This is a genomic window from Kitasatospora sp. NPDC096204 (assembly GCF_044763205.1).
GTDB lineage: Bacteria > Actinomycetota > Actinomycetes > Streptomycetales > Streptomycetaceae > Kitasatospora.
Genome location: NZ_JBIWFT010000019.1, coordinates 89,547 through 112,033, shown reverse-complemented (window position 1 = coordinate 112,033; position 22,487 = coordinate 89,547). Strand labels below are relative to the sequence as shown.

At 71.1% G+C, this 22,487-nt stretch carries 27 protein-coding genes and 1 riboswitch; of the genes, 9 read left to right on the top strand and 18 right to left on the bottom strand.

Features of this window, described 5'->3' with window-relative positions:
• Position 1 precedes the first annotated feature (1 nt).
• From ACIQ87_RS22000 to ACIQ87_RS21980, 5 genes are all read right to left on the bottom strand, one after another.
• Entirely contained in the window at positions 2-340 is a 339-nt protein-coding gene (locus ACIQ87_RS22000) for a hypothetical protein (protein ID WP_402409258.1), read from the bottom strand.
• 101 nt (positions 341-441) lie between these two features.
• On the bottom strand, positions 442-1,329 hold the full coding sequence (locus tag ACIQ87_RS21995) for a helix-turn-helix domain-containing protein (RefSeq protein WP_402409256.1): 888 nt from the start codon (positions 1,327-1,329) through the stop codon (positions 442-444).
• Complete coding sequence (locus ACIQ87_RS21990) at positions 1,326-1,838, bottom strand: DUF6879 family protein (RefSeq protein WP_402409253.1); 513 nt, start codon at positions 1,836-1,838, stop codon at positions 1,326-1,328. Before ACIQ87_RS21990 ends, ACIQ87_RS21995 begins: the two co-directional genes overlap by 4 nt.
• The gene (locus ACIQ87_RS21985; protein ID WP_402409250.1) at positions 1,822-2,013 is read right to left on the bottom strand and encodes a hypothetical protein; all 192 of its coding nucleotides are present in this window, start codon (positions 2,011-2,013) and stop codon (positions 1,822-1,824) included. The genes ACIQ87_RS21990 and ACIQ87_RS21985 overlap by 17 nt, the downstream gene beginning before the upstream one ends.
• 250 nt (positions 2,014-2,263) lie before the next feature.
• On the bottom strand, positions 2,264-2,617 hold the full coding sequence (locus ACIQ87_RS21980) for a UBP-type zinc finger domain-containing protein (protein ID WP_402409248.1): 354 nt from the start codon (positions 2,615-2,617) through the stop codon (positions 2,264-2,266).
• A 140-nt stretch (positions 2,618-2,757) separates the two neighbouring features.
• Here ACIQ87_RS21980 and ACIQ87_RS21975 point away from each other — a divergent pair, with 140 nt between their 5' ends.
• Positions 2,758-3,330 carry a YceI family protein gene (locus ACIQ87_RS21975; protein ID WP_402409245.1) on the top strand — a complete coding sequence of 191 codons (573 nt, stop codon included), beginning with the start codon at positions 2,758-2,760 and terminating at the stop codon, positions 3,328-3,330.
• A gap of 69 nt (positions 3,331-3,399) precedes the next feature.
• Here the strand turns inward: ACIQ87_RS21975 and ACIQ87_RS21970 are convergent, their stop codons facing one another.
• Complete coding sequence (locus ACIQ87_RS21970) at positions 3,400-3,603, bottom strand: EF-hand domain-containing protein (RefSeq protein ID WP_402409242.1); 204 nt, start codon at positions 3,601-3,603, stop codon at positions 3,400-3,402.
• Between the two features lie 80 nt (positions 3,604-3,683).
• Positions 3,684-4,163, bottom strand: coding sequence for a ricin-type beta-trefoil lectin domain protein (locus ACIQ87_RS21965; RefSeq protein ID WP_402409239.1), 480 nt, complete (start codon positions 4,161-4,163; stop codon positions 3,684-3,686).
• Between the two features lie 261 nt (positions 4,164-4,424).
• On the opposite strand from ACIQ87_RS21965, the gene ACIQ87_RS21960 reads away from it, so the two are divergent.
• Positions 4,425-5,063, top strand: a complete 639-nt coding sequence (locus ACIQ87_RS21960) for a nucleotidyltransferase domain-containing protein (RefSeq protein ID WP_402409236.1) — start codon at positions 4,425-4,427, stop codon at positions 5,061-5,063.
• A gap of 104 nt (positions 5,064-5,167) precedes the next feature.
• Here the strand turns inward: ACIQ87_RS21960 and ACIQ87_RS21955 are convergent, their stop codons facing one another.
• Both ACIQ87_RS21955 and ACIQ87_RS21950 read right to left on the bottom strand, forming a co-directional pair.
• Positions 5,168-5,371, bottom strand: a complete 204-nt coding sequence (locus ACIQ87_RS21955) for a DUF397 domain-containing protein (RefSeq protein ID WP_402409233.1) — start codon at positions 5,369-5,371, stop codon at positions 5,168-5,170.
• Positions 5,364-6,191 (bottom strand): helix-turn-helix domain-containing protein, encoded by an 828-nt coding sequence (locus tag ACIQ87_RS21950; RefSeq protein ID WP_402409231.1) that lies wholly within the window; start codon positions 6,189-6,191, stop codon positions 5,364-5,366. Before ACIQ87_RS21950 ends, ACIQ87_RS21955 begins: the two co-directional genes overlap by 8 nt.
• Positions 6,192-6,462: 271 nt before the next feature.
• On the opposite strand from ACIQ87_RS21950, the gene ACIQ87_RS21945 reads away from it, so the two are divergent.
• Positions 6,463-6,825, top strand: coding sequence for an ATP-binding protein (locus ACIQ87_RS21945; protein ID WP_402409229.1), 363 nt, complete (start codon positions 6,463-6,465; stop codon positions 6,823-6,825).
• Positions 6,822-7,073: a hypothetical protein gene (locus tag ACIQ87_RS21940; RefSeq protein WP_402409227.1), complete on the top strand. Its 252-nt coding sequence runs from the start codon at positions 6,822-6,824 to the stop codon at positions 7,071-7,073. The genes ACIQ87_RS21945 and ACIQ87_RS21940 overlap by 4 nt, the downstream gene beginning before the upstream one ends.
• A gap of 84 nt (positions 7,074-7,157) precedes the next feature.
• On the opposite strand, the gene ACIQ87_RS21935 is transcribed toward ACIQ87_RS21940, so the two are convergent.
• The 5 genes from ACIQ87_RS21935 to hisC all read right to left on the bottom strand — a co-directional run bounded on the left by ACIQ87_RS21935 (position 7,158) and on the right by hisC (position 12,655).
• Positions 7,158-7,826 (bottom strand): DUF5666 domain-containing protein, encoded by a 669-nt coding sequence (locus ACIQ87_RS21935; protein ID WP_402409225.1) that lies wholly within the window; start codon positions 7,824-7,826, stop codon positions 7,158-7,160.
• A 10-nt stretch (positions 7,827-7,836) separates the two neighbouring features.
• Positions 7,837-9,048, bottom strand: coding sequence for an ABC transporter permease (locus tag ACIQ87_RS21930; RefSeq protein ID WP_402409222.1), 1,212 nt, complete (start codon positions 9,046-9,048; stop codon positions 7,837-7,839).
• Positions 9,045-9,866, bottom strand: a complete 822-nt coding sequence (locus ACIQ87_RS21925; RefSeq protein ID WP_402409220.1) for an ABC transporter ATP-binding protein — start codon at positions 9,864-9,866, stop codon at positions 9,045-9,047. The genes ACIQ87_RS21930 and ACIQ87_RS21925 overlap by 4 nt, the downstream gene beginning before the upstream one ends.
• Before the next feature lie 9 nt (positions 9,867-9,875).
• Positions 9,876-11,270 carry an efflux RND transporter periplasmic adaptor subunit gene (locus ACIQ87_RS21920; RefSeq protein WP_402409217.1) on the bottom strand — a complete coding sequence of 465 codons (1,395 nt, stop codon included), beginning with the start codon at positions 11,268-11,270 and terminating at the stop codon, positions 9,876-9,878.
• Between the two features lie 305 nt (positions 11,271-11,575).
• Positions 11,576-12,655, bottom strand: a complete 1,080-nt coding sequence (hisC, locus tag ACIQ87_RS21915) for a histidinol-phosphate transaminase (protein ID WP_402409214.1) — start codon at positions 12,653-12,655, stop codon at positions 11,576-11,578.
• A gap of 342 nt (positions 12,656-12,997) precedes the next feature.
• Here hisC and ACIQ87_RS21910 point away from each other — a divergent pair, with 342 nt between their 5' ends.
• The 4 genes from ACIQ87_RS21910 (at position 12,998) to ACIQ87_RS21895 (ending at position 17,668) form a co-directional block, all read left to right on the top strand.
• Positions 12,998-14,155, top strand: coding sequence for a LacI family DNA-binding transcriptional regulator (locus ACIQ87_RS21910; protein ID WP_188296553.1), 1,158 nt, complete (start codon positions 12,998-13,000; stop codon positions 14,153-14,155).
• Positions 14,156-14,327: 172 nt separating this feature from the next.
• Entirely contained in the window at positions 14,328-15,710 is a 1,383-nt protein-coding gene (locus tag ACIQ87_RS21905) for a metallophosphoesterase (RefSeq protein WP_402409211.1), read from the top strand.
• A 319-nt stretch (positions 15,711-16,029) separates the two neighbouring features.
• Entirely contained in the window at positions 16,030-16,920 is an 891-nt protein-coding gene (locus ACIQ87_RS21900; RefSeq protein ID WP_402409208.1) for a hypothetical protein, read from the top strand.
• Positions 16,921-17,089: 169 nt separating this feature from the next.
• Positions 17,090-17,668 carry a hypothetical protein gene (locus tag ACIQ87_RS21895; protein ID WP_402409206.1) on the top strand — a complete coding sequence of 193 codons (579 nt, stop codon included), beginning with the start codon at positions 17,090-17,092 and terminating at the stop codon, positions 17,666-17,668.
• A 22-nt stretch (positions 17,669-17,690) separates the two neighbouring features.
• Here the strand turns inward: ACIQ87_RS21895 and ACIQ87_RS21890 are convergent, their stop codons facing one another.
• A complete protein-coding gene (locus ACIQ87_RS21890) occupies positions 17,691-18,620 on the bottom strand; it encodes a LysR family transcriptional regulator (RefSeq protein ID WP_402409204.1) in 930 nt (309 codons plus the stop codon).
• 130 nt (positions 18,621-18,750) lie between these two features.
• On the opposite strand from ACIQ87_RS21890, the gene ACIQ87_RS21885 reads away from it, so the two are divergent.
• Positions 18,751-19,137, top strand: coding sequence for a VOC family protein (locus ACIQ87_RS21885; RefSeq protein WP_402409201.1), 387 nt, complete (start codon positions 18,751-18,753; stop codon positions 19,135-19,137).
• A gap of 97 nt (positions 19,138-19,234) precedes the next feature.
• On the opposite strand, the gene ACIQ87_RS21880 is transcribed toward ACIQ87_RS21885, so the two are convergent.
• The 3 genes from ACIQ87_RS21880 to thiC form a co-directional block, all read right to left on the bottom strand.
• Positions 19,235-19,672: an SRPBCC domain-containing protein gene (locus ACIQ87_RS21880; RefSeq protein ID WP_402409198.1), complete on the bottom strand. Its 438-nt coding sequence runs from the start codon at positions 19,670-19,672 to the stop codon at positions 19,235-19,237.
• A 139-nt stretch (positions 19,673-19,811) separates the two neighbouring features.
• Complete coding sequence (locus ACIQ87_RS21875; protein ID WP_402409195.1) at positions 19,812-20,240, bottom strand: hypothetical protein; 429 nt, start codon at positions 20,238-20,240, stop codon at positions 19,812-19,814.
• A gap of 200 nt (positions 20,241-20,440) precedes the next feature.
• Complete coding sequence (thiC, locus tag ACIQ87_RS21870) at positions 20,441-22,255, bottom strand: phosphomethylpyrimidine synthase ThiC (protein ID WP_402409194.1); 1,815 nt, start codon at positions 22,253-22,255, stop codon at positions 20,441-20,443.
• A riboswitch (TPP riboswitch) is annotated at positions 22,250-22,384 on the bottom strand. It overlaps the preceding gene by 6 nt.
• Positions 22,385-22,487: the final 103 nt, after the last annotated feature.

Here is a 22,487-nt window from a genome sequence, read left to right as displayed (position 1 = left end):
GTCAGTCGTTGCTGCTTCCCGGGTCGTCCGGCGCGTCCATCTCGCCGGACGGCTGCGTCGGACCGTAGGTCTTGGGAGGGTTGCTGGTCATGTAGACCCCGGGCGGGAGACCCTCGTAGGTGCAGGTCTGCGTCTCGTCGTCGTACTCGATGTCGGCCGGCAGGATTCCCCCCGCCCCGGTGACCGGGACGAGGAAGCGGAAGGCGAACAGGCTCTCCGGCCCGCCCTCGCCGTCCAGTTCGGGCAGCCGGGTCGCCCCGGCCACACCCATCGGCAGCCGGGACTCCACCCGGTCGAACGCCGGAACGCCCGGCGTCCTGCTCAAGACGGTGGTGGACACGTGTACCTCCGTGTTGTCGCACTCATCGAATCGCCAGTCACTCACGACTCGCGATATCGGGTGCAGCTCACGCTATGCCTTCAGATCTCCCGCATCCAGGCTTATTCAAGTTCCCGCATAGGCTTGTCCGGCGAATCTTGCGAGGAACTCCGAAAATCTTCAGACCATCGTTCGAGCAAAACTCTGGCATTACCCCCGGTCTGCGACTCCCCGTGGAAGAAATCGAACAGGCGCCGGTAGTGATCGACATCCTTGGGGTCGCGCAGAACCAGCCGCCCGGTGAACAGCTCAATGGTCACGAGCTTCTCTTCGTAAACCGTGAAGGTGTGAAACGGCACATCAGCGACCTGGGCGGACAACGGAATGATCCCGATGTTGACGTTCGGAAGCCGGGAAACGGACGCGATCCGGTCCAACTGGACCGCCATCACCGCCGGAGCACACAGCTTCCAGCGGGCGGCCGATTCAGTCAACAGGAAGTCGAACCGCTTGCTCTCGTCGTAGAGAACGGCCTGTCGTTCGAGCTTCAGGGCGATGGTTCGGGACACAATGCCTTCGGCCGGGTCGATCGGCGGACTCATCGCCGTACGCATGTACTCCGGCGTCTGAAGAAGGCCGGACGGCATCGCGGGCAAGAAGTAGCGAATGTGCCTGGCACTGCTTTCAAGAGCAGCCAGTTCGCGCTGCCGAACATGCAGTCCACGACGGACGGAAGCACGGACGTCCTCGTATTCGGCGTTGGCCATGCTGGCCAGGTCGAGCAACTCCTCGGCCAAGGCATCGTCGATGCCCAGCGCGGTGACGATCTGTTGGACATCGACGACCGTGGCCAGGGTTTTCCCGGTTTCGATGCGGGAGATCTTGCTCTGGCTCATCCCGCACCGAACCGCCAGACGTTCACCGGAAAGGCCGGAGGCACGACGAAGGTCCTTGAGCGCTGCTGCAAGGTCTCGACGTTGTTCTCCGGCTTTACCAGGATCGAGGGTCAAGCTGCGCTGTACTCCATGAACGGAACCGAGAGGGACAGCGCGAGATCACGCCAGTGCCGGTACTGCTCCAGGTCCGGCTCCTCCAGGAGGTGCCGCCCGATCTGGGTGCCGTCGGAGCGGTACCTCATGTCGACCACTTTCGCGCTGTCGAACATCCAGAAGTCCTGCTCCGGAAGTCCGGGGTTCTCCAGTCCGGTGAGGTCCAGGATCCGGATGTCCTCGCCAGCCTCGACGTTGTACGCGTAGGCGGCCAGCTCGAAACGCAGGTAGTCGGACAGCGGTCTGGTCAGGACGTGGACCCGACCGATCCACCGCCCGGTCGCACGGTAGTTTCGCACTCGCGTGAGCCACGGGTCATCCGCCGGGATGTGCAACTCGCCCGTGGCCAGGAACTCCTGGAACTCCTCGTCCTCGTCGGGCATGGCGTAGGAACTCCGGGTCTCCAGCCGGAACGCCTCATGCTCGAACGAGTCGAAAAACGGGCGCCAGGAGTCACCGTCCAAGAGCACGGAACGCCTCCCACAACACATCCTCGGGGATCTCCACCACCGACTCCCCCTCAGGGGTCTGCCGCTCCACGGTGTACCCCTGGACGGCGATGGTGCCCCGGTCGGTGGTGTAGATCGTTGGGCAGTCGTCGTTGCGGCAGTCCGGGTCGCCGCCCGCGATGCGCGTGAGCTTCATGCGTCCCCTCCACTTGCTGTGCGGATTGGTGATCAGGACCCTAGGAGGTCTGCAAGGAGCCGGGCAAGGATCATTCACGTTCCCGCATAAACACCGCAGAGGAGCCGCAACCTCGGTTCCCGACCAGTCGGCCTGTACGCCGGGTTCAGTCTCCCCGGCGATGTTCCCGCAGAGCCGCCCCGAGCTGGGTTTTCCTGCTCAGTGAGATCGAGAGCACCGCGGGTGCCTTCCGAACGCGGACACGGGGGCGTCAGTGGAGCTGGGACTGCCAGTCGGCGGGGACCTTGCCGGCGGGGCCCGGGGTGGGTTGGGTGGTCGGGTGGGCGGTCGGGGGTGCGAGGGGCGGGCCTTCGTAGTAGGCGCCGGTGTCGAGGTTCCAGAACCAGTCCTCGCCGGGCTCGAAGCTGACCAGGAAGGGGTGGCCGGCCTGGCGGGCGTGCTTGGTCGCGTGCTGGGCGGGGGAGGAGTCGCAGCAGCCGATGTGGCCGCAGGCCGCGCAGCGGCGCAGGTGGAGCCACCAGCCGCCGTCGGCCAGACACTCCGCGCAGCCGTCGCCGCTGGGCACCGCGGTGGGGTCGATTCCGGGCATCGGGTCGCCGGTCATGCCTGCCTCCTCGGCTGGGCGGTCCGTCCCCACCAGCGTGGCCCCGCCGTGGTGGTGCTGCCAGTCCGGCGTGGTCCTACCCTGGCTGAGGGGGCTCGGGGCACCACCGGCAATCACCGGCACCACCTCACGGAGTCGCCATGGCCACCACGAAATGGTTCTTCGAGCCCAGCCACACCGGCGCGGAGTTCCGCGCCCGCCACATGATGGTCACCTATGTGCGTGGCCAGCTGAAGAACGTCCAGGGCCTCCTGGAGGTCGATCCGGACGCCCCGGAGAAGGCCCGGGTCGAGGCGACCATCGACGCGACCCAGGTGTACACGGGCGCGCCCGAGCGGGACGCGCACCTGCGCAGCGCCGACTTCTTCGACATCGAGCACCACCCGACCTGGACGTTCGTGGGCTCGCAGATCCACCAGGTGAGCGCGAGCTGCTTCGAGGTCACGGGGCAGCTCACCATCCGCGGTGTGACCCGCCCGGTCACCTTCGACGTGACCTACCTGGGGCAGTGGGACACCCCGTGGTGGGAGGACGGGCGCGACCTGGGCCCGCGGCGGCGCGCGGGCTTCACCGCGACCACCCGGATCAACCGGCAGGACTTCGGGGTGAGTTGGAACGACGTGGTGGACCGGGGCGGTGTGGTGGTCGGCGACATGATCGACGTCGAGGTCGATGTCGAGGCGGTCCTGGACACCGACGGCCGAGCCGCCTGACCGGCCCATCGGAAAGCCGGGCGCCCCGATGCAGCGGGGTGCCCGGCCGATGAAGCCGGATGAAGCCGATTACCGGACGAACTCGGCGTACTCCTTGAAGCTGATCTGGCCGTCGCTGTTGTCGTCCGCCCACTTGAAGAGCGCCGAGGCGTTGGCGTCGCTGACCTTGGGGTCCTGCTGGACGTGGGCCTTGAGCTCGGCGGCGCTGATGAATCCGTCGCCGTCGGTGTCGATCTCGTCGAACGCGGCCTTCTTGTCGGCTTCGCCGGTCATGATCTTCCTTTCAGGGGGGTTGTTCCGTTTCCGACCGTTGGTGACGGCGTCACGGCAGGTCGGGAGGGGGCCGGCGGGTATCAGGCGAGCGCCAGGCTGATCTGCTCGTTGAAGACCACCCAGTGCTGGCCCGGGTCCTTGGCGTCGCACGGCTTCGTGGAGATGTTCGGGGTGCCCCAGGCGTTGGCCAGGCAGTAGGCCGGGGCGAAGGTCAGCGAGATCTGCTGGCCGTTGACCGTCCAGTACTGCCCCTGGTCGTTGGGGTTGCAGACCTTCGTGGAGACGTCCGGGGCGTTCCAGGTGTTGGCGAAACAGTAGGCCGGCGCCTTGGCGAGGGAGATCTGCTCGCCCGAGAGCTTCCAGTGCTGGCCGTTGTCGTTGGCGTCGCACGGCTTGGTGGAGACGTTCGGGGTGCCCCAGGCGTTGGCCAGGCAGTAGAGACCGGGGGTGCGCGGGGCGCGGTGGGTGGTGTCGGCGGCCCCGGCCCCGCCGGCCGGCAGGAACGAGGCCGTCAGGGCCAGCGTGGCGACGGCGAGGGTCTTGCGGAGCACGATTGCCATGAGGCGGATTCCGTTCTCGCTGGAGGCCGTGCGGTTCGCGCACAGCGGGGGAGGGCTTCTTCCCGGCTCGAGCCCGAGCGCAAGGAAAGTGATAGCAGCGATCGCGGGCGAACCAACGGTGTCGTGCGCCGTGTTCATCCGAACGAGTAACCGGTGCACCGGGGCTGACGGGACGCGCGACCACCTCGTCGCCACGGCCCGGCCAGGCCGAAGCCGTTGATCCGTCGGGATTTCCACCGGTACGGAACGTACGTTGGCATGATGACCGACTCATTGCCGCCCGGCGGCGTCGTACTCGATGCGAACGAACTGGCAGCCCGGTGGGCGAGCCCGTGGCGGCCGGAACAGGTCGCGGAGCGGTTGGCCGGGGTGGCCACCACCTGGTGCGTCGCGGCGGGTTGGGCGCTTGATCTGTTCGCGGGGCGGCAGTCGCGGCCGCACGGAGACCTGGAGATCGCGGTGCCCGCGGCGGGGTTCCCGGAGATCCGGGACCGCTTCCCGGAGTACCTGTTCGACGCGGCCGGCTCGGAACGGGTCTGGCCGGCGGCCGGTGCGGAGGCCCTGGCGGCCACCCACCAGACCTGGCTGCGGGACCCGGACAGCGGCCGGTTCCTGCTCGATGTCTTCCGCGAACCGCACGACGGCGGGACCTGGATCTGCCGCCGGGACGAGCGGTTGCGGCTGCCGCATGAGGAGATCACCGAGCGGACGGCCGACGGAATCCCCTACCTGACACCGGAGTTGGTGCTGCTGTTCAAGGCGAAGGCGGTACGGCCCAAGGACCAGGCGGACTTCGACACCGTGCTGCCACTGCTGAGCCGGACGAGGCGGGAAGCCCTCGGCGGGTGGCTGGAGCAGATCCACCCAGGGCATCCGTGGCTGGCGGAGCTGGCAGGGTAGCGGACACCTCGGACGTCGTGGCCTGGAAGTAGATGAGGGTCCAGAGCCAGTGAGCCTCACGCTCTGGCCTGTCGCGCAGGAGCGACAGGCCAGAGGGCGGATCGCTAGGCGGTGGTGGCGGCCAGGTGGTCGAAGTCGCCGGCCTTCGCGCCCTGGAGGAAGGCGGCGAACCTGGGGGTGGTCGTGCGGACGATGACGTCGCCCTCGTCGGACTCGCGGAGTTCGATCGCGGCGCCAGACACGCGAACCTCGACACAGTCGGCGTTCGAGCCGGAGTAACTTGACTTCTGCCAGGTAGAGTTACGCATATTTACTTTCCATGTCTTTCTTGATGGATCGAATGAACTCTCGGGATTCCTCATCCGAAAGAGCAGCCGAACCGATCTGGGCAAGCAGTGAGCGAAATCTGGCCGTGTGGGCTGGTGCATCGAAGAGCAGGTTGCCTACACCCGAGTCCGCCTGGACTGCGTCGAGCTCCTGAACTGGTCCTTCGGCATACGTGAAGTTCTCGTTGGGCAGCGGGAGCGTATCGGCGTCGAACAGTACGACTCGAATCGAGATGTTGGGTCGTTCGGAGGCTTCGACAAGGGCGCCGAGCTGCTCCACTTGGGCCCTGGCCCCACTGAACTGCATGCGCAACGCTGCCTCATGGATGTACGCGGTGAACGGGGTCGATTCGGCTTGGACGATGTGCTGACGCCGCAAGCGAAAGGCGGTCCTCAAGTCGACCTCGTGACCCGGAAGGCGCGGATAGGAACGCGCAAAGATGGCCGAGGCGTAGTCGTTCGTCTGAAGCAACCCATGGATGAAGGCCATCGTGTAGGCCGAGAGCCCTCGCGCGTGACCTTCGATCTCGGCGATCTCAAGGAAGTCCCGCGAAAGGCGCCCGCGATACTCCTCCCACCAGCCGCCCTTGTCGCGGTCCGTGACGATGTCCGCCAGCGCATCGATCAAAGGCTCGTTGACACACATGCACAACGCGGCGATCGTCCGCAGGCGTTCGACACTGATGCCGGTCTTCCCGCTCTCCATCTGGGTCACATGGGCGGGGTTGATGCCAAGCGCGCGGGCGAGTTGGCTGCCGCCGAGACCGGCCTGCTCCCGCATCCTGCGCAGTTCGGCACCCAACCGCAGCTGACGGAGAGTCGGGTTCGATCGTAGGGCCATGGGTTCAGTCTGCCTCAGAGCGGTAGCCACGTTCGGGGGAACTTCTCGCGGATCGCCACAAATTTATGGCGGTCGGCGCTATGGTCATTCCCAGGTCGATCCGACGGATCGTCAGCATCCCATGATTTCCGGGCAGTAGGAGCCTGCCGCCCTCCCGCCGAAGAGCAACCGCACCCCGGCCTGGCTCACGGCTCCCCTCTCCTCCCCACACCACAGCCTCGCGGAGGTTCCCGTGTGCACCCGTAACACCCCCTCGATCACCCTCACCCGGCAGGCCCTGCGGGACGTCCTGCCCCGCGCCGCCTGGGACTCCGAGACCATCATCGCCGCCGAACTGGCCCTCGACGAGCTGATCGTCAACGCGTGGCGGCACGCCGACACCGCCTCGCCCGTCGTCTACTTCTCCCTCCTCGGCCACACCCTCCGGGTCTGCGTCGCGGACGAGAGCTCCCTCCTCCCCGACGAGCAGTCCCTCAACCTCCACGCCGAGTCCGGCCGGGGCCTCCAGCTCGTCGCCGGGCTCACCCACCGCTGGGGCGTCGACCCCCAGAAGCGTGGCAAGACGGTCTGGTACGAGCTGGACTCGGCCGCGTGACCCGCGAGCCGGTCGCGCCGGACGACCCCCGGATGCGGGACTTCACCCCCTCCCACATCACCGCCCTCCTCGGCGAACTCCACCGGCGCGGTCTCCCGTACGGGCTCCTCTGGGGCTCCGCCTCGTCCGGCGAGACCATCCTCGACGGCCGCCTCCTGGTCGACTTCGGCAACGCGCCCGTCTCCACCCTCCTCAACCTCCTCCATCTCCTCCGGGACCTGGACCGGGAGGCGGCGTGGGAGCGGTGAGACGCCTCGAACCGCGCTGAGCACATGCGGAGGCCCTCGCCCGGGGAAGGGGCGAGGGCCTCGCGGTCGTCCGTCGGCTCCGGGTCAGCCGCCGGACGGGTTCCTGGGCGCGCCACCGCCACCGAAGCCGCCACCGCCGAACCCGCCCGCACCAGCGGCGCCTTCGACGAGCTGGCTGGCGGTGTAGCCACCGTTGGCGTCGGGGGTGCCGACGACGGTCACGCTCTGGCCGGGCTGGAGGTCGGCGACCTTGCCCTCCTTGTTGAGCTGGACCTTCGTCGCGTCGCCGGTGGTGACCTTGATGGTGTTGCCGTTGGTGTCCGTCAGGTAGACGGTGTTGCCGTCCACGGCCTTGACCGTGCCGCGCGCGAAACCGCCCTGGCCCTGGCCCTGTCCGCCCTGTCCGCCCTGTCCGCCCTGCCCCTGGCCCCTACGGCCGGAGCCGCTCTGCCCGTAGCCGCCCGCCCCGTATCCCCCCGCCGCGGAAGCCGCAGCCGGACGGGAGGCGGAGGACTTCCCGCCCCCCGAGGAAGACCCCTGGCCCTGCTGGAACCAGACCCCGCCCGCGAACGCGCCGGTGGCGATCACGCCACCCGCCAGCACCAGGCTGAGCCAGGGCAGCTTCCTCCTCGGCGGCGCCGCCAGTTCGGCGCTCACGTCCCGCGCGTCCGGCGGGGTGGCGAGCAGGGCGACCTGCTCGGCCGGTGTACCGGCCTCGGCCATGGCGACCGTGGCGATCTCTTTGCTGCTCATGGATGGAGTCCTACTCGTGCCGGAGGGCGTCGATCGGCCGCAGCGAGGCGGCCCGGTTGGCGGGGTAGCTGCCGAAGAACAGCCCGATGGCGACGGCGATGGCGAACGCGCCCAGCACCGACTCGGGGATCACCACCGGCTTGATGCCGACGATGCTGAAGTGCGAGCCGGTGATCCCGGCCGCCACGCCCAGCCCCGCGCCGATCACCGACAGCAGCGTCGACTCGGTGAGGAACTGCCCGAGGATCACCGCGCGCGGCGCGCCGAGCGCCTTGCGGATGCCGATCTCGCGCGTCCGCTCGGTGACCGTCACCAGCATGATGTTGGTGATCCCGATCCCGCCGACGAGCAGCGAGATCGCCGCCACCGCGCCGAGCAGCACGGTGAAGGTCCTGGTCGTGCTCTCCCTCGCCGTGAGCAGCGAGGCCTGGCTGGTGATCCGGAAGTCCGCCTTGGCCGGGTCGGCGATCGCGTGCGTCCCGAGCAGGACCCGGGTGATCTCCGCCTGGGCCGCCGTGGTGCTGTCCGCGGACGAGGCCTGGACCAGGATCTGGTTGACGGAGCCGAAGCCGGTGAAGGCGTTCTGCACCGTCGGGAGCGGGGCGATCACCACGTCGTCCGGGTCGGTGAAGCCGCTGCCGCCCTTGGCCTGGAGCACGCCGACCACGGTGAACGGCGTGCCGCCCAGGACCACCGACTTGCCGACCGGGTCCTCGGTGTCGAACAGCTGCTTGGCCGTCGTCGCGCCGAGCACCGCGACCTTGCGCGAGGCGAGGACGTCGTCGTCGGTGAAGTACTCGCCGTGCGCGACCTTCTGGTTGGCGGTCTCGAAGTACGACGGGTAGGTGCCGACGACCGAACCCGGGCTGTACGAGATGTTCCCGTAGAGCGCCGTCGCGCTGGTGGTGACCACCGGGGCGACGGACCTGATCGCCTCGCTGGAGGAGTCGCTCGCCAGCGCCTTGGCGTCGGCGACCGTGAGCTTCTTGACCGAGGAGGTGGCCCGGGAGCCGCCGTTCGCCGAACCGGAGCTGACCGTCAGCGAGTTGGTGCCGAGCGAGGTGATCGACTCCTTCACCGCCACCGACGAGCCGTTGCCGACGGCCAGCAGCAGGATCACCGAGGCCACGCCGATCAGCACCCCGAGCATGGTGAGCGCCGAGCGCACCTTGTTGGCGGCCAGGCCGCCGACCGCGAAGCGGAGCGTCTGCCAGAGGATCACGCCGACACCCCCGCCTCGTACGACGTCCCCGCCTCGTCGAGGAAGGGCGGCGGGCCCTCCACGGGCGCCTGCCGGAGGTCGCTCACGATCTGCCCGTCGACCAGCCGCAGCACCCGCTTGGCGTGCCGCGCGACCTCGTCCTCGTGGGTGATCAGCACGACCGTGCGGCCGGTGGCGTTGAGCCCGTCGATCAGGGCCAGCACCTCCTCCGTCGAACGGCTGTCGAGGTTGCCGGTCGGCTCGTCGGCGAGCAGCATCGCGGGCGCCGTCACCAGCGCCCGGGCCACCGCGACGCGCTGCTGCTGGCCGCCGGACAGCTCGTTGGGCTTGTGGCCGGCCCGCTCGGCGAGCCCGACCAGGGAGAGCGCGGCCATCGCCCGGCGGCGCCGTTCGGCGGTACGGACGCCCGCGTAGGCGAGCGGCAGCTCGACCTGGGCGAGGGCGGTGGTGCGGGGCACCAGGTTGAAGGACTGGAAGACGAAGCCGATCTTGCGGTTGCGCACCAGTGCGAGCTGGTGTTCGTCCAGGTGGCCGACGTCGGTGCCGTCCAGCAGGTACTGGCCGGAGGTCGGGACGTCCAGGCAGCCGAGGATGTTCATCAGGGTGGACTTGCCGGAGCCGGAGCTGCCCATCACGGCGACGTAGTCGCCCTGTTCGATGTCCAGGCTGACGCCCTGCGGTTCACCGCCGCTCGGGTCGGACGGGCCGCGCAGCGCGTGCACGGTGGCGTCGCCGTGCCCGTACGCCTTGGTGAGCCGGCGGAGCCGGATCACCGGGACGGGGTGCGCCGGGACGCGCTTGTCGATGACGTGACGCATGACCTGGTCTCAGCCCCTGCCGCCGCGGCCGGTGCCGCCACCGGCCCCGCCCGCCCCGCCGCTGCCGCCCGGGAAGACCTGGCCGCCGCCACCGCCGCCGCGGTTGCCGCCGACCCCCGGGAAGGAGGCGTTCGGGAAGCCGTTCCCGCCGCTGGTGGTGGGGAGTTCGACCTTGTCGCCCTCCTTCAGCCCGGAGAGCACCTGCACCGTGCTGTCGCCCTCGACCCCGACGGTGACGGTGACCCGCTCGGAGGTGCCGTCCGGCTGCACCAGGGTCGCGGTGCGCGAGGCGCCGGTGCCCGAGAGCGCGGAGGTGGGCAGCGAGAGCGCGTTGTCGGCCTCGCCGGTGATCACCTGGACGGTGGCGCTGAGGCCGGTTCGCAGCGTGCTGGTGTCGCCGGAGAGCTGGAGCGTGGCCGCGTACTGGACGGCGGCGGAGCCGGCCGCACCGCCGGAGCCGCTGCTGCTGGGCAGCGAACTGACCGACAGGACGGTCGCGTTGAGCTTGGTGTCGGACTGGGCGTTCAGGGTGACCGTGGCCGCCTCGCCCTTCTTCAGCTTGAGCGAGTCGAGCTCGGAGAAGTTGGCGGTGACCTGCATCCCGGTCGGGTTGGTGAGCACGATGAAGCCGCTCGGGGCGGCCGTCGAACTCGCGCCCGTCCCCGTGGACTTGCCGGAGGAGGAGGTCCCGGAGCCCGAGCCGGAGCCGGTGGCCCCGACGGTGTCGCCGACCTTGCCGGAGATCGAGGCGACGGTGCCGTCCACCGAGGCGGTCAGGGTGGTCCCGGCCAGCGCCGCCTGGGCGTTGGCGAGGTTGGTCTGGGCGGTGGTGACCTGCTGCTGGGCCTGGGCCACGGCCGCGTCGTCGACCTTGGTGGTGGTGACGGTGGTGGTCTGCGGGGCGGGCGCACTGCTCGCGCCCGCCCCGCGGCCGCCACCACCGCCGCCGGCCCCGGCGCCGGGTGAGGCGTCGGAGGTGGCGCCCGGCAGCGGCTCGGTGGTCGTGGTGGTGACACCCGCCTGGGCCTTGGTGAGGTTGGCCTGGGCCGTGGTGAGGGACGCCTGGGCCGCGTCCACCTGCTGCTGGGCCGCCGTGGTGTCGACGGTGGCGAGCACCTGCCCCTTCTTCACGGCGTCCCCGACCGCGACCTTGAGCCCGGTGAGCCGGCCGCCGGTGGTGAAGTCCTGGGCGGCGTCGGTCGGCGAGACCAGGGTGCCGGTTCCGGACACGGTGGCCAGGACGGTGCCCTTGGACACCGTCGCGGTACGGGCCGCGGGCTTGGCGGAGGCCGGGCCTGAGCTGCCGCTGACCGTGGCGTACACCAGGGCGGCCCCGCCCAGCAGGGCCACGCCGAGCGCGGAGTTGACGAGGACGGCGCCTCGCCGCCGTGGGAGCACCTTCATGCCGGACAGCTTCCCGGTGAGCTCTTGCGCTGCCCTGGGCACCGACTGGGAGAAGACTGACCGGCCGGATCCGGGCATTCCGGACGGATGCCCCGTCCTCCGTCGGCGCCTTGGCCGCTCCGTGGGCCGCCGTTGGCCGAACTCCCAGCGGGCTCCCAGCGACCCACAGCCTTCCGGGAGGAGACTCGAAGGGCGTCGAGGGCCGGGGGGGCCTGTCGAGCACCCGGGCGGAACGCCGCAGGGGCGCGCCGGAGGACCGGCGCGCCCCTGCGATCAACAGCAGGACGTCAGGAACGTCAGGAACGTCAGAGCGACTTGCGGAAGGCCTCCGCCACCGACAGGAAGATCGAGTTGCCCTCGGCCTCGCCGATCGACACCCGCACGCCCTCCGGGAACGGCCGCACGACCACGCCGGCCTCGGCGCACGCGGCGGCGAACTCGAACGAGCGCTCGCCGAGCCAGAGCCAGACGAAGTTGGCCTGCGAGTCCGGGATCTCCCAGCCCTGGGCGCGCAGCCCGGCCACCACCCGGGTGCGCTCGGCGACCAGCGCCTCCACCCGCTCCAGCAGCGCCTCCTCGGCGCGCAGCGAGGCGACGGCGGCGTTCTGGGCGAGCTGGCTCACGCCGAACGGGGTGGCGACCTTGCGCAGCGCGGCGGCCACCGGCTCGTGCGCGATCGCGAAGCCGACCCGCAGGCCCGCCAGGCCGTACGCCTTGGAGAAGGTGCGCAGCACGCAGACGTTCGGGCGGTCCCGGTAGAGGTCGATGCCGTTGGGCACCTCGGGGTCGCGGATGAACTCGATGTAGGCCTCGTCCACCACGACCAGGACGTCGCTCGGGACGGCGTCCAGGAAGCTCTCCAGCTCGGCGCGGTGGATCACGTTGCCGGTGGGGTTGTTGGGGTTGCAGACGAAGACCAGCCGGGTGTTCGGCGTGATCGCGGCGAGCATGGCGTCCAGGTCGTGGTCGCCGTTCGCCTTGAGCGGCACCGGGACGGGCGTGGCGCCGGAGACGGTGGCGACGATCGGGTACGCCTCGAAGGAGCGCCAGGCGAAGATCACCTCGTCGCCCGGGCCGGCCGTGACGAGCACCAGCGACTGGGCGATGCCGACCGAGCCGGTGCCGGTGGCGATGTGCTCGGCGGGCACGCCGAAGCGCTCGGCGAGCACCGAGGTCAGCTCGGTGACGCCCATGTCGGGGTAGCGGTTGAACGAACCGGCGGCCTGGACGGCCGTCTCCAGCACGCCGGGCAGCGGCTCGTAGGGGTTCTCGTTCGAGGACAGCTTGAAGGCGTCGGCGCCGGCCGGCTTGCCGGGCTTGTAGGTGGGGATGCCGTCGAGGGTCGGCCGCAGCCGCGGGCCCTGCGCTGACGTACCACTGCTCACGGTCGTACTCCGTTTCCAGTTGCGGAACTCTCCGGTGCGCTCGCCCGCCACGGACGGGTTCGCCTCCGTGCCCGGGACCTCGTGTCGCACGCGGACCACCCCGGTCGGGTGTCTTGCACGATACCGATCGCCCCTCACCCGTAGGAGTGAGATGCCCGGTCGGGTTACAGGCGCAGATCAGCCATTCTGCGCGTTCCTTTGGCACATGTCAGAGGTAAGAGGACCGGTTCCAGCCGGGTATCGAAGGGGCGCACCCCGGCTCACTCATGGAGAAACGTATCTCCGAGGGCTCCCGATGCGCCGGTCACAGACCCTTGTCAGGAGCCATACGATCGGTCCGCCATGACAGCAGCAGCCAACCAGAGCGGTCGGCGTCCCACCACTTCGCGGCGTCTGGAGCGGGCCGGCATCCGGGATGTGGCAGCAGCCGCCGGAGTGTCGATCACCACTGTCTCCGACGCGCTGAACGGAAAGGGCCGCCTGCCCGACGAGACCCGCAGCCGGGTGCGCGAGGTCGCCGAGCGCCTCGGCTACCGCCCCTCCGCGGCCGCCCGCACCCTGCGCACCGGCCGGTCCGGCCTGATCGGGCTGACCGTCACGACCTACGGTGAGGAGCCGTTCACCTTCACCGAGTTCGCGTACTTCGCCGAGATGGCCAGGGCCGCCACCAGCGCCGCCCTGGGCCGCGGTTACGCGCTGGTGGTGCTGCCCGCCTCCTCCCGCCACGACGTCTGGGGCAACATCGCCCTGGACGGCACCGTGGTGATCGACCCGCCCGACCAGGACCCCCTGGTGAGCGAGCTGTACCGGTCCGGCGTCCCGGTGGTCAGCGACGGCAAGCCCGGCAACTGCCCGGTCACCGCCTGGGTCGACAACGACCACGAGGCCGCCGTGCTCGGCATCCTCGACCACCTCTCCGAGGCCGGCGCCCGCCGGATCGGCCTGCTCACCGGCACCAGCACCGACACCTACACCCGGCTGTCCACCGAGGCCTACCTCGGCTGGTGCGCCAAGGTCGGGCAGGAGCCGGTGTACGAGACCTACCCGGCGCACGACCCGGCCGCCGGCGCCGTCGCCGCCGACCGGCTGCTCGCCCGACCCGACCGGCCGGACGCGGTCTACGGACTGTTCGACCCCAACGGCACCGACCTGCTGGCCGCCGCCCGCCGCTACGGCCTGCGGGTGCCGGACGACCTCCTACTGGTCTGCTGCAGCGAGAGCGACGTCTACGCGACCACCGAGCCGCCGATCACCACGCTCTCGCTCAAGCCGCGCAAGATCGGCACCACCGTGGTCAACCTGCTCATCGACGCGATCGAGGGCGTGGACTCCGGGACGGGCGTCGACATCGCCAGGCTCTTCCCACCGCGGTTCCGCACCGCCGGCACCGGGCCGCCGCCGGGCACCCTGATGCCGACCGAGCTGATCGTCCGCGCGTCCTCCCAGCGCCGGAGTCCGCGCACCACCGTCAGCCCGCCCCGCCCCCCGGGCGAGGTTTAGACCACCGCGCCGCAGCAGCCCCGAAGCCGGAGCACGGTACCCGGCCGGAGCTCACGAGACCGTACCGAGCCGGGACAAAACGGACCCTGCGGGTCCGCCCGGCTGACGCTCCGGAGGATTGGATACCCACCAGGTGACGACGCCGGGAGAGTGGTCTTCCTATGATGGGCGAATGACACCCGAGGACCGCTTCCCCGGGCCCGAGCACCCCCACCCGGGCCCCCGCCACCAGCCGGACCTCGACGTGCTGCCGTACGGCACCTATTACGAACCCGACACCGCCCCCGGCTACCAGGCCGCCCCCTACGAGGGGGAGGGCTACGACGGGGAGACCTACAGCGGCTACGGCGGAGCCCGCTACCTGGAGCAGCACTGGCCCGCCGACGGCCAGGGACACACCGTGCACGCCCAGGGGATCGGCATGGACCACAGCCCGGCCTTCTCGCACCCGGGCAGCGGGTACGAGGGGCAGGAGACGGGCGGGTACGAAGGCCAGGAGCAGGGCGGGTACGACAGCCGGGAGCAGGCCGGATACGACAGCCGGGAGCAGGGCGGCTACGAGAGTCAGGGCCAGGGCGGGTACGAGGGCCGGGAGCAGGGCGGCTACGAGCCCACCCTGCCCGACCAGCCCTCCCCGGCGCTCCAGCTCGCCGGCCGCGACGACCCGCCGACCATCGAGCTCGGCCCCCCGCTGCCCGACCCCGCCGCGCCGACCTACCCGTACCCGGCCCCCGGCCCCGGCGAGCCGCCCGGCCCGGTCTACGTCGTCGGCGACGTGCACGGCTACCTGGAGGAGCTGCGCGCCGAACTGCGCCACCAGGGCCTGATCGACGACGACGGCCACTGGTCCGCCGGCCGCGCCCGGATCTGGTTCCTCGGCGACTTCACCGACCGCGGCCCCGACGGCATCGGCGTCATCGACCTGGTCATGCAGCTCGCCGCCGAGGCCGCCGCGGCCGGCGGCTACTGCCGCGCCCTGATGGGCAACCACGAGCTGCTCTTCCTGGGCGCCGCCAAGTACGGCGACGAGCCCGTCCAGTCCACCGCCGGCACCGCCTCCTTCCTCGCCGCCTGGCGGCTCAACGGCGGCCAGCAGAACGACCTGGACCGGTTGGAGGCGCACCACATCAGCTGGCTCTCCCGGCTGCCCGCGATCGCGCTGGAGGACGGCCACCTGCTGCTGCACTCCGACACCACCGCGTACCTGGAGTACGGCGAGTCCATCCCCGACGTCAACGACGCCGTGCACGGCCTGCTCGCCGACGGCAGCGTGGACGACTGGTGGGACTGCTTCCGCCGCTTCACCAAGCGCTTCGCCTTCCGCGGCGACGCCGGGCCGATGGCCGTCCACGAACTGCTGGACACCTACGGCGGCACCCGGATCGTGCACGGGCACAGCCCGATCCCGTACCTCACCGGCGCGGTGCACAACGACGACGGCCAGCCGCCGCACATCCCCGGGCCGTACGTGTACGCGGACGACCTCGCGGTGGCGATGGACGGCGGCGTCACCATGGAAGGGCGGCTGCTGGTCGCCCGGCTGCCGATCGGCTGAGCGGCGGCGCGGGGGCCGGGCGGCCACCGAACCGGGCACGTCCGCCTACCGATCGTTCGCCGACCGATCGTCAACAGGCCGATCGTCAACCGACCATCGCCGCAGAACAGTTGTTCCCGGCGCTCGGACCGTCGCACGCGCGCGTCCCGGGGCGCGAAATTCCGGAAACCGACTGTCAGCCCGGGCGGGCCCGCCCCTACCATGAGGCACACCACACCCGGCCGCCCGTCCGGCGGCCCGCCTCCGCGCCCGTTCCGGCGCCCTGAGGGCCGCGCGCCCCCAGGGCGCGGCGAACGGGGTCCGCACGAACGGGGTCCCCATGTCCAACCCCCCGCCACTGCTCGCCGAGGACCGCGCGGAGTACGAGCGCCTCCTCACGGAAGCCCTGCGCGACCGCACCGTCCTCACCGCCCTGCGCGCGCCCGGCGCGCTCACCACCGACCAGCTGCGCATCAGCGCCCTGCGCGACGCCGACCGGATCAACGCCGCGGCCGCCACCGAGTACACCCACTACACCCGGCTGCGCGCGACCCTGCACAGCGCGCCCCCACCGCCGCCCGGCAGCGAGAGCACGGCGCCCGGGCTGCTCAGCCAACTGCGCTCCGGGGGCGGCGCCGGACTGTTCCCCGCCCTCACCGTGCTCACCCCGATCCTGGCCTGGGCCGCCGCCCTGTTCCTGCTGCTGATCGGCTACCTGCTGCGCGCCACCAGCCCGAACCTCGCGCTCGCCCACTCCCTGGTCACGGCCGGCTGGGTGGCGCTCGCCGCCGGCGTCGCCGCGATGGCCATCGGCATCGTCGGGCTGCTGCTCACCGCCCTGCGCGAGGGCGCCGCGACCGCCCCGGCCGGCACCGACCCGGGGCTCGCCGCCGAACTCGGCGACGCCCACCGCGAGTGGCGCACCACGCTGCGCGAGCGCGGACTCGTCCCGTACCTGCTCGACGCGCTGCCGCCGGTGCCCGGCTCGGCGACCCGGAGTGCGGCGGGCACCGGGCCCGACTCCAACAGCCCCGACTTCAGCGGGCCGGACTTCAGCAGCCCCGACTTCAGCGGGCCCGGCTACACCTCCCCCGGGTTCACCAGCCCCGGCCCCGAAGGGCTGACCGACCCCCACGGCCGTACGCCCCGCCCGGCCGCCTTCACCCCGCCCGACTTCACCGGGCCCGGGTACACGCCGCCCGACTTCACCGGGCCGGACGAGGTCGGCTGAGGCCCGTGGCCGCCTCTCCCGGGGGCCGACCTCGCCCCGCGGTGGAGGCCGGGTCCCTCGCCCGGGGGAGCGGGTTCAGCCCGGGTGAGGACGCCCCCGCCCGCGGATCGCGGGAACGTCGAAGCCGGTGGCGGACGGACGGCGTCCGCCCGGGGCGGGAGGCGGAACCATGAACGCAGGGACGATCGGCGCACGGACGATCGGGGCACGACTGCACGGCACACCCGCCCCGGGCGTGCCCCGCTGGGCGGTCCGGACCGGGTACGCGATCACCCTGGCCGTCCTGCCCTCCTGCCTCTGGCGGATCGGCGGCTTCATCCTCGGACTGCCACTGTTCGAACCCGGCCCGACGCCCCCGGAGCAGGACCCGACCTCCTTCGACGGCGGCTGGGCGTACATCCTCGCGCTCAGCGTGGTCAGCGAGGCGCTGGCCCTCCTCTGCTTCGGCCTGGTCGCCCGCTGGGGCGAGGTGTGGCCGCGCTGGATCCCCGTCCTCGGCGGCCGGCCGGTCCCGGTGCTCGCCGCCGTTCTCCCGGCCGGGCTGGGCTCGGCGGTGCTGATGGTCTTCCCGTACTCGATGGCGATGTTCGCGTTCGGCCTGACCCTCCGGGGCGACCGGGCCTCGGGGCTGATCACCCACGGCTGGCAGACCGTCGCGTTCTGGGTCGGCTACCTGCCGCTGGCCGCCTGGGGCCCGCTGCTCGCCGTGCTCACCGTGCACTACTACCGTCGGCGCAGGGCGAGTTGAGCCGCTTCCCCGGAGCCTCCCGTCAGTCCTTCGCCGCCACCACGCACAGTGGCGCCGCCTCAGCGGTCGCCTCCGAGACCACGTCCGCCGCCGCCCGGACGAAGGCGCGGACCCGGGCGGTGGTATTGCTCTCCAGCCAGACCGGGCCGCGCTCGATCGGCGGCGCGTCGTGGATCGGCACGTACGCGACGTCCGGGCGCGGGTAGTAGCGGCGGGAGTGCTCGCCGACCGGGAGGACGCCGCGGCCCATCGCGACCAGGCTGAGCAGCTCGGAGAAGGTCGCGCCGGACGGCCCCTTGGGCACCGGACGGCCGGACGGGGTGCGCTCGGGCGTGCGGTCGCGCTTGAAGGCCGCCGAGGTGACGGCCGGGTACTGCACCACCAGGTGGTCGCCGAGCACCTCGAGCGAGACCGACCGCTCCGCGGCCAGCGGATGCCCGGCGGCCACCGCGAGGACCCGCCGCTCGGTCAGCAGCACCGGGCCGCGGGCCATGCCGTCGAACGGGTAGGAGGCGATCAGGACGTCGACCGAGCCGTCCTCCAGACTCGAACGGGAGTTGGCGAGCTGCACCTCGCGCACGTCCACCCGGCACTCCGGGTGCCGCTCGCCGAACAGCGCGACCGCCTTGAGCAGCACCGGCGCCGTCCACTCGCCGAGGAACGCCACGCGGAGCTCCCCGGTGACACCCCGGCCGGCGTCCTCCGCCCGGCGCAGCGCCGCCTCCATCGCCGCCACCACCGGAACCAGGTCGTCGGCCAACTGCCGCCCCACCGCGGTGAGTCGGACCGAACGGCTGGTGCGGTCGAACAGCTTTCCGCCGATCCGGCGCTCCAGCTTCCGCACCACCTGGCTGACCCGCCCGGTGGTCAGGTGCAGCCGCTCGGCCGTCCGGCCGAAGTGCAGCTCCTCGGCGAGCGCGAGGAAGACCTCGACCTCCAGCCGTTCCAGCATCCCCGCCCCGCCCCTCGATCGTTGAATCCGGCTCAACGATCGTACGGCGATCCGGCATTGATCACGCATGCGGCCCGGAGGATCGTGGAACCCGTCCCCAGCAGTCGCACCCGAGCGGAGCCGGTCACCCATGCGCGTCGTAGCCTTCGACCACCTCGTCCTCAACGTCGCCGACGTCGAGCGTTCGCTGGCCTTCTACTCCGGCCTCCTCGGCCTGGCCCCCGTGCGGGTCGACGAGTGGCGGGCCGGACAGGTGTCGTTCCCCTCCGTCCGGATCACCGCCGAGACCATCATCGACCTGGTCCACGGCCCCCGGCACGCGTCCAACGTCGACCACATCTGCCTCACCGTCGAGCCCCTCGACTGGCAGCAGGTCATCGACGCGGGCACCTTCGACGTCCTCGAAGGCCCGGTCCCCCGCTTCGGCGCCCGCGGCACCGCCACCTCCGTCTACGTCCGGGACCCGGACGGCAACACGGTCGAGCTCCGCTGGTACCCCCAGGACGCCGGCGCCTGAACGGGCGCCGTCCCGGACCCACGGGGGTGGACCGGGACGGCACCGAAACGCCCTGCCCGCCGGTCGGAACCGACCGGCGACGTGCTCGACCGGCCGGTCAGTTCCGGCCGGCGAGGTGCTCGACCAGCCGGTCGAAGCTGGAGTTGAGCCCGGCCTCGGCCTCCGGGCCGCGGAACATCTCCGGCACCCCGGTCTGGTGCAGCACCACCCGGGTGCGGCCCTCGCCGAGCTCGGTGAAGGTGAGCGTGGAGCGCATGCCCGAGCCCTCCTCCACCATCGTGAAGGACTCGCCGGCCCGGAACTCGGCGATCTCCGCCTTCACCGGGTACTGCTCGCCGGTCTCGTCGACCACCATGGTGCTGTCGTAGCGACCGCCCACCTCGGCCTCGACGGTCACGCTCTCCAGCGGCACGTGGGTACCGACCGGGCCCCAGAAGCAGACGAACCGCTCCGGCTCGAAGTACGCCTCGAACGCGTCCGCCGGGGTGCCGGGCAGCTCGCGGGTGATGGTCAGCTCGCCCAGGTTCTCGGTCATCTCGGTGTCTCCTGTGGGTCGGGTGATCGCTTGCACAGGGGTAGACCGGGCCGGCGCCGAGAACTCATCGCTCCCCGCCGAACTTCTTTCCGACGACCTCCGCCCGGGGTCGCCCCCGGGCAGGCTCCTCGGCGTCAGGTCACTTCTTCGGGGTCAGGCAGAGCACGAACTTCTCGCTGTCCATCTGCTGGGCGAGCGCGTCGAAGTCGCCGCCGCAGGCGTTCACGTCGAAGGTGTTGTCGACGACCTTCGACACCGTGTGCGTGGCCTTGCTGTCACCGCAGCCGACCGTGTCGACCTTCGGGTGGTTATCGCTCCCGGTGACCTGCACGCAGTCGCCGACCTTGGCGCGCACCGGCCCGTCGGCCGCGTCGAGGACGGCGACCTTGACGATCGCCACGATGACGATCACCACGAGCGTGCCGAGCACGGAGAGCAGCTTCTTGCGCTTGCTCTTCTTGGGCGCGGGCGCGGGCGCCGGCGCCTGCGCGGCCTCGGCGTACGAGGACGGAGTCGCGGCAACCGCCTCGGGGGACGACGGGGCCTGGGGACTCTGCGGGGTGGTCATGGATTCCTCTGACATGCGTGACGTGGGGGTATGTGCGCCGCACCCTATCGGCGCCCGACCTGCGCGTTTCCGACAATCACGGCGATACCAACCCGCGCGTGACCCAAGCGAGATGCAAAGAATCGGCAATGGGCCGAGGCGTCGGCCGACGACCGAGCGCCGTCCCGATCCGATCGGGACGGCGCTCGGGTGTGGGTGTGTCAGTCGGCCAGCGGGAGGTAGACCCGGTTGCCCTGGGCGGCGAACTCGGCCGACTTCTCGGCCATGCCGACCAGGGCCTCGGCGTCGAACTCGGTGTTCACGGCGGTGGATCCGGCGCCGTGCTCGTCGCGGATCTTCTGGGAGATCTTCATCGAGCAGAACTTCGGGCCGCACATCGAGCAGAAGTGGGCGGTCTTGGCCGGCTCGGCGGGGAGGGTCTCGTCGTGGAAGTCGCGGGCGGTCTCCGGGTCGAGGGCCAGGTTGAACTGGTCCTCCCAGCGGAACTCGAAGCGGGCGTCGGAGAGGGCGTCGTCCCAGGCCTGGGCTCCGGGGTGGCCCTTGGCGAGGTCGGCGGCGTGGGCGGCGATCTTGTAGGTGATCACGCCGGTCTTGACGTCGTCGCGGTTGGGCAGGCCCAGGTGCTCCTTGGGGGTCACGTAGCAGAGCATCGCGGTGCCCCACCAGGCGATCATCGCGGCGCCGATGCCCGAGGTGATGTGGTCGTAGCCGGGCGCGACGTCCGTGGTGAGGGGGCCGAGGGTGTAGAACGGCGCCTCGTCGCAGATCTCCTTCTGGAGATCCATGTTCTCCCTGATCTTGTTCATCGGGACGTGGCCCGGGCCCTCGATCATCACCTGGACGTCCCGCTCGCGGGCGATCCGGCCGAGTTCGCCGAGGGTCTGCAGCTCGGCGAACTGCGCCTCGTCGTTGGCGTCCGCGATCGAGCCCGGCCGCAGGCCGTCACCGAGGGAGAAGGTGACGTCGTAGGAGGCGAGGATGTCGCAGAGCTCCTCGAAGTTGGTGTAGAGGAAGTTCTCCTGGTGGTGGGCCAGGCACCAGGCCGCCATGATCGAGCCGCCGCGGGAGACGATGCCGGTCTTGCGGCGGGCGGTGAGCGGGACGTAGCGCAGCAGCACACCGGCGTGGACGGTCATGTAGTCGACGCCCTGCTCGCACTGCTCGACGATGGTGTCCCGGTACACCTCCCAGCTCAGCTCCTCGGCCCTGCCGTCCACCTTCTCCAGGGCCTGGTAGAGCGGCACGGTGCCGATCGGCACCGGCGAGTTGCGCAGGATCCACTCGCGGGTGGTGTGGATGTTGCGGCCGGTGGAGAGGTCCATGACGGTGTCGGCGCCCCAGCGGGTGGCCCAGGTCATCTTCTCCACCTCCTCCTCGATCGAGGAGGTGACGGCCGAGTTGCCGATGTTGGCGTTGATCTTCACCAGGAAGTTGGTGCCGATGATCGCCGGCTCCACCTCCGGGTGGTTCACGTTGACCGGGATGACGGCCCGGCCGCGGGCCACCTCGGCGCGCACGAACTCGGGCGCCAGGCCCTCGCGCAGCGCCACGAACTCCATCTCCGGCGTCACCACGCCCCGCTTGGCGTAGGCGAGTTGGGTGACGGCGGTGCCACCGCGGGCGCGCAGCGGGCGGCGCGGACGGCCGGGGAAGACGGCGTCCAGGTTGCGCAGGTTCCCGCCGCGCGGCGAGGTGTGCTTGATCCCGTCGTCCTCGGGACGCGGCTCGCGGCCGTCGTACTCCTCGACGTCGCCGCGCTGGCGGATCCAGGCGTCCCGCAGCGCGGGCAGGCCGCGCCGCACGTCGGGCTCGTAGGACGGGTCGGTGTACGGACCGGAGGTGTCGTACAGCGGGACGGACCTGCCGTTGGTGAGCTGCACCTCGCGGTACGGGACGCGCAGGTCGGGGCGCGATCCCTCGCGGTACGCCTTGCGCCAGGCCGGAGTCGGGTAGCCGGTGCGCTCGCTGCTGGGGGCGCCCTGGGCAGACTGCGGCTGTGCTTCGAACGTGGTCATCTGACCTCTACTCCCTACGCCGGCATTACCCGGTCAGGTTCCTGCGGTCGACGCAGCCGTCGGTCCGTCCGTCGACGTCCCGGTCAGCGTCCTCTCAGCCCGGTGCTCCGAGCTCCCGCGTCGCAGGCGGTGTTGCCTGCACACGACGCCCAACACCGTAGCGAGCCGATCGCCGCAGGTCCAGAGCACCACGGCCGGGCCGGCCGGCGTCCCCGGGGGATCGGCCCCCCGC